The sequence below is a fragment of the Mycobacterium sp. genome, assembly GCF_019243155.1.
Lineage (GTDB): Bacteria > Actinomycetota > Actinomycetes > Mycobacteriales > Mycobacteriaceae > Mycobacterium.
The window spans coordinates 1-4548 of the sequence record NZ_JAFAUS010000059.1; the positions used below are offsets into that span (position 1 = coordinate 1).

A 4548-nucleotide genomic window follows, 5' to 3' on the forward strand; every position below is an offset into this window, starting at 1 on the left:
CGCGCGCCGGTTGCCAGTGTCGTCGAGCCGGATCGCGCGGTGTCCAGACCGCCCGCCAGTTGGCTCGCGCCGTCGGCGAGCCGGCTCGCCCCGTCGGCCGCCTGTTTGATGCCGGCACCGGAGGACACCACCACGGACAGCATCTGATTGACCGCCTGTCCGGAAATCCGGCTGGAGACGGCGTTGAGTACCTGGTCGATGGCGGTGCGACCGATGCTGGTCGAGATGTAGTTGTTGGCGTCGTTGTAGACGGCGATCAGGTTGGCCTTCTTGGGCTGCCCGGTTACCGGCGAGGCGATCGCCGCGCTGAAGTCCGGCGGCAATTCGACCATGAAGTAGTACTTGCCGTGGTCGACTCCGCTGCGTGCCTCCTGTAAGTCGGTGACGTGCCAGTCCAGGCCGCCGTCGGCTGTGAGGCTCTTGGCGATCTCCGCACCGGCGTTGAACTGCTGGCCGGACACGACGGCGCCGCGGTCGGAGTTCACCAGCGCCACCGGCATTTTGTTGGTGTGGCCGAAGGGATCCCAGAAAGCCCACAGATACAGCGCCCCGTACACCAGGGGCAGCAACATCAGTACCACGATGGCCACGCGCGTCAATCGGCTGCGGCCGAAACGTTTGATCTCCGAGCCGAATGCGAGTCCAGCCAACATCTTCAGTCCCCTCCGGTCAGGATCCGGTGATCGTGTAGTTCGTGGTCGGGCGCGTCGGTGCCGAGCGGGTTGGTCACCCCGACGACCACCGTGCGCTGTTTCGCGATCGCGCCGAGTCTGTCCACCGCGACTGCCCGCCGGGAGTTGTCGCGAACCTGCTCGAGGTCCCCGACCACCAGGATCGGGCGGTTCGACAGCAACGCCAGTGTGATGCGCAGCAAAAACAGTTCCAGGTCCGACAATTCAACGATGTAGGTGTCGTGGGACGGCGGGGGTATGTCGCCGAAAACCTGCGTCATCTCGGCCTGGCCGGCTTGCAGCGGTACCAGTGAATACCAGGGCGCGAGCCACCGGCGTTGCTCGGCGAGCACCGTCTCGACGGTTACCGACTCCTCCAGGTCGTCGATGTCTTCGAAGGCCGCGATCGAGCAGTGCCGACGGATCGCCCGCGGCGTCGTCGCACCGAGGACGCTCAGCGTGCCGTGCGTGGGCTTGAAACGTCCCGCGAGCGTCAGCAGCAGCGTGGTCTGTCCCGGCCCCCCGGGCATCTGAATGGCGTGAAAACCCGAAGTGAGCGAAAGATCGATGCCCGAGAAGAGGGGTCCGTGCTCGCCGTCGACCCCCAATCGGTTGGCGGTGATCACCGGCGCGGCGATGTCCGGCTCATCATTTGTATCCATAGTGGACTCCCCCTAATCACCTTGAGCCGCAACAGATTCCAAGAGCGCGGTAATCAGTTGCGCAAGCAGGTCAGGATCGATGATTCCGGGTTGCAGGACCTCTTCCATCCCGATACCCAAGTTGATGGTGACGACGAGTTGGGCGAGCTCCGCCAACCGTCGACTGGCCTGCACGGTGGCGGTCGATTCGGCGATGTTCGCCGCCTGCTCGGCGGCGGCCGCACGACGGCGTGCGATGAAGCGCTCACGAAGCTGCGGGTCACGCAGGGCGCGCAGCCAGTATTCGACGAACAAGACGTAGTAGTCGGCGTGACCGTGAATCGAGTCGAGCACCGATCGGCTCAAGGCCCGTGCGGCCGTCGCGATGTCGCGGCCGCTTTCCAGCGCCGTGGCGATCTGCTCACCGCGCAACTCGAACTCGCGGTCGAGCAGAGCCAGGAACAGGTCGTCCTTGGATTCGAAGTTCGAGTAGACCGCACCCTTGGTGAAGCCCGCGGCCTGGCCGATGGCGTCGATCGTGGCACCGGCGAAGCCTTCGGCGGCGAAAACCTTGGACGCCGCGTCCAGGATCCGGTCGCGAACCTCGCCGCGGGTGGGGCGGGTTCGGTGCGGCTTGACAGGCGACATGGTCAGCAGCATACTCCACGGTATCGATTGGATACTAATGAGTATCGAAAGGAGCAGAGATGGCCGCCTTTGAGCTGGTTATCCGCGGCGGAAAGGTGTTCGACGGAGCCGGCTCGGCGCCGATCAGCGCAGACGTCGGAATCCGCGACGGCAAAGTGGCGGCGATCGCACCAGGACTGCCCGACGGCGCGCGCACCATCGACGCGTTCGGCAGGTGGGTCCTGCCCGGCCTGCTCGACGTGCACACGCACTACGACGCCGAGGTTCTGCTCAGTCCCGGGCTCGGCGAGTCGGCCCGGCACGGCACCACCTCGATCGTTCTGGGCAACTGCTCGTTGTCGACGGTTTACAGCGACGCCGACGATTGCGCCGACATGTTCGCGCGGGTGGAAGCGCTGCCGTGGCAGATCGTTCACGACGCGGTGAAGGAGGCGAAAACCTGGGATAGCCCGGCCGAATACGTGAAGACGGTGGATTCGCTGCCGCTTGGTGTGAACGTCGCTGCCTTCATCGGCCACTCCGATATCCGCGCCGCGGCGTTGGGACTGGGCCAGTCAGTCGACGCCGACTATCGCCCTACCCGCGCGGAGACGGATCGGATGCGGCAGATGCTCACCGGCGCCCTCGACGCTGGTTTCGTCGGGCTGTCTACTCTGCGAAGTTCCTTCTCCAAGCTCGAGGGTGCGCGCTTCCCGGCACACCAACTGCCGTCCACGTACGCGACGTGGTCGGAGTTCGCGGCCTTGAACGATGTGCTGCGCAAACGCGGTCGCGTGCACCAGAGCACCCCGAATCTGGCGCGACAGGCCGAGGTCGGCCGCTACCTCGCGCAGAGCATCGGCCGCGGATTCCGCCGGCCGCTGAAGACGACCTTGATCGCGGCCGCGGACGTCAAGGCGGACCGGAAGGCGGCACGGATGACCGTGCTGTCCGCCGCTCTGACCAACCGGGCCGGCGGTGACTTCCGCTGGCAGCACCTGCCGGTGCCGTTCGAGATGTACGCCGACGGGGTCGATCTCGTCGTGTTCGAGGAATTCGGTTCCGGCTCAACGGCACTGAACTTCCGCGACGAGATGAGTCGCGGCCGGCTGCTCGCCGACGAATCGTATCGACGCCAGTTCCGCAAAGACCTGATTACGCAATCGGGTCCGCGGGTGTGGACTCGCGACCTGTCCGACGCCGAAATCGTCGCCTGCCCCGACGCTGCCGTGGTCGGGCGGTCGTTCGCCGACGTCGCGGCGACCCGCGGGATCGAACCCGCGGACGCGTTGCTTGACCTGGCCGTCGAGCACGGTGCGGCGCTGCGGTGGCGCACGACCGTCGCCAACGATCGCGAGGACGTCCTGGACCGACTCCAGCGCTCGCCCAACGTGCAGATCGGCTTTTCGGATTCCGGCGCGCACCTGCGCAACATGGCCTTCTACAACAGCGGCCTTCGCATGCTCGAACGTGTTCACCACCGCCGGTTCATGCCGATCGAAACCGCCGTGCACCGGCTCACCGGCGAGCTGGCCGATTGGTACGGCCTCGACGCCGGGTACCTCGCGAAAGGCAAACGGGCCGACGTGGCGGTGATCGACCCCGCGGGATTCGACGGCTCGAGTGCCGCCTATGCCGAAGCGCCATACCCGGGGGCACCGAGCGTCAAACGGATGGTGAACCGCAACGACGACGTGGTGGCCGCTACCATCGTCGGCGGTCAGGTCGTCTATGCCGCAGGGGAATTCGCTCCCGGCTTCGGCACCGATCTGCACGCGGGGCGGTTCCTGCAGGCAGTGGACTAGGCGCCGCCGCCCCCGGGTTCGCTCAGAAACGTCGCGACGACGGGAGCGAGCTCGGTCGCATTGTGCACCAGGTCGATGTGTCCGCCGGGATGCAGATGCAACCGCGCGTGGGGCAGTAACGCCTTCAGCACGCGGGCGTTGATCACCGGGATGATCGGGTCATCGGTGCCCGACACGATCAAGGTCTCCTGCCGCACCGCGGGAAGTGCGAACAAGCTCGTCCAGACCGCTCCCGCCAGCAACTGGTGCAGGTAGCCGACCTTCGATCCGGCATGCAACTGCCGCACGAACAGTCGCGCGACGTCCTCGCCGTGGCTGCGAACGGTACCGCCGTAGAGCTCACCCGCGATGGCCGCGGCGTAGTCGGGGTCCGAGAACCTGCGCGGGGTGACCATTTTCGCCAGCACCCGCGGATGCGCGGGCACCATCAGCGCCCCGGTGGCGGTCGCCACCAGCACCAGGCGCCGGCACCGGCGCGGGTTCTGGAAGGCGAACTGCTGCGCCAGAGCCCCTCCCCAGGACAGCCCGAGCACATCGACCACGCCGAACCCCAGCTTGGACAGCACCCGGCCCAGCACCCAGGCGAGGTAGGGAAACCCGTACGGTGCGGGGGAGGTGGCCGATCCACCCGTCCCGGGGACGTCGAATCTGACGACAGTGCAATCCAATTGCTCGACCAGCGGATCAAGCACCTCCAAGCTGGCGCCGATGCCGTTGCACACCACCAGCGGGACGCCGTTCCCGCGACGCACGTTGACCCGGATCCGCTGACCACCGGCGGAGACATAGCGCTCCTCGCCGATC

General features: G+C 66.6%; 5 protein-coding genes. 1 reads left to right on the top strand and 4 read right to left on the bottom strand.

Annotated features, from left to right (window positions below; genetic code table 11):
* From JOZ00_RS03115 to JOZ00_RS03125, 3 genes are all read right to left on the bottom strand, one after another.
* Positions 1–653: YhgE/Pip domain-containing protein (locus JOZ00_RS03115; protein ID WP_293339483.1), on the bottom strand; the 653-nt coding region annotated here is incomplete at its 3' end.
* A 2-nt stretch (positions 654–655) separates the two neighbouring features.
* Entirely contained in the window at positions 656–1333 is a 678-nt protein-coding gene (locus JOZ00_RS03120; RefSeq protein WP_293339486.1) for a hypothetical protein, read from the bottom strand.
* A gap of 12 nt (positions 1334–1345) precedes the next feature.
* Positions 1346–1972 carry a TetR/AcrR family transcriptional regulator gene (locus JOZ00_RS03125; RefSeq protein WP_293339489.1) on the bottom strand — a complete coding sequence of 209 codons (627 nt, stop codon included), beginning with the start codon at positions 1970–1972 and terminating at the stop codon, positions 1346–1348.
* Positions 1973–2019: 47 nt separating this feature from the next.
* Here JOZ00_RS03125 and JOZ00_RS03130 point away from each other — a divergent pair, with 47 nt between their 5' ends.
* Complete coding sequence (locus JOZ00_RS03130; protein ID WP_293339492.1) at positions 2020–3744, top strand: amidohydrolase family protein; 1725 nt, start codon at positions 2020–2022, stop codon at positions 3742–3744.
* Here JOZ00_RS03130 and phaZ read toward each other — a convergent pair.
* Complete coding sequence (gene phaZ / locus JOZ00_RS03135) at positions 3741–4547, bottom strand: poly(3-hydroxyalkanoate) depolymerase (protein ID WP_293339495.1); 807 nt, start codon at positions 4545–4547, stop codon at positions 3741–3743. The two genes, JOZ00_RS03130 and phaZ, sit on opposite strands and share 4 nt — an antisense overlap.
* Between the last annotated feature and the right edge of the window lies 1 nt (position 4548).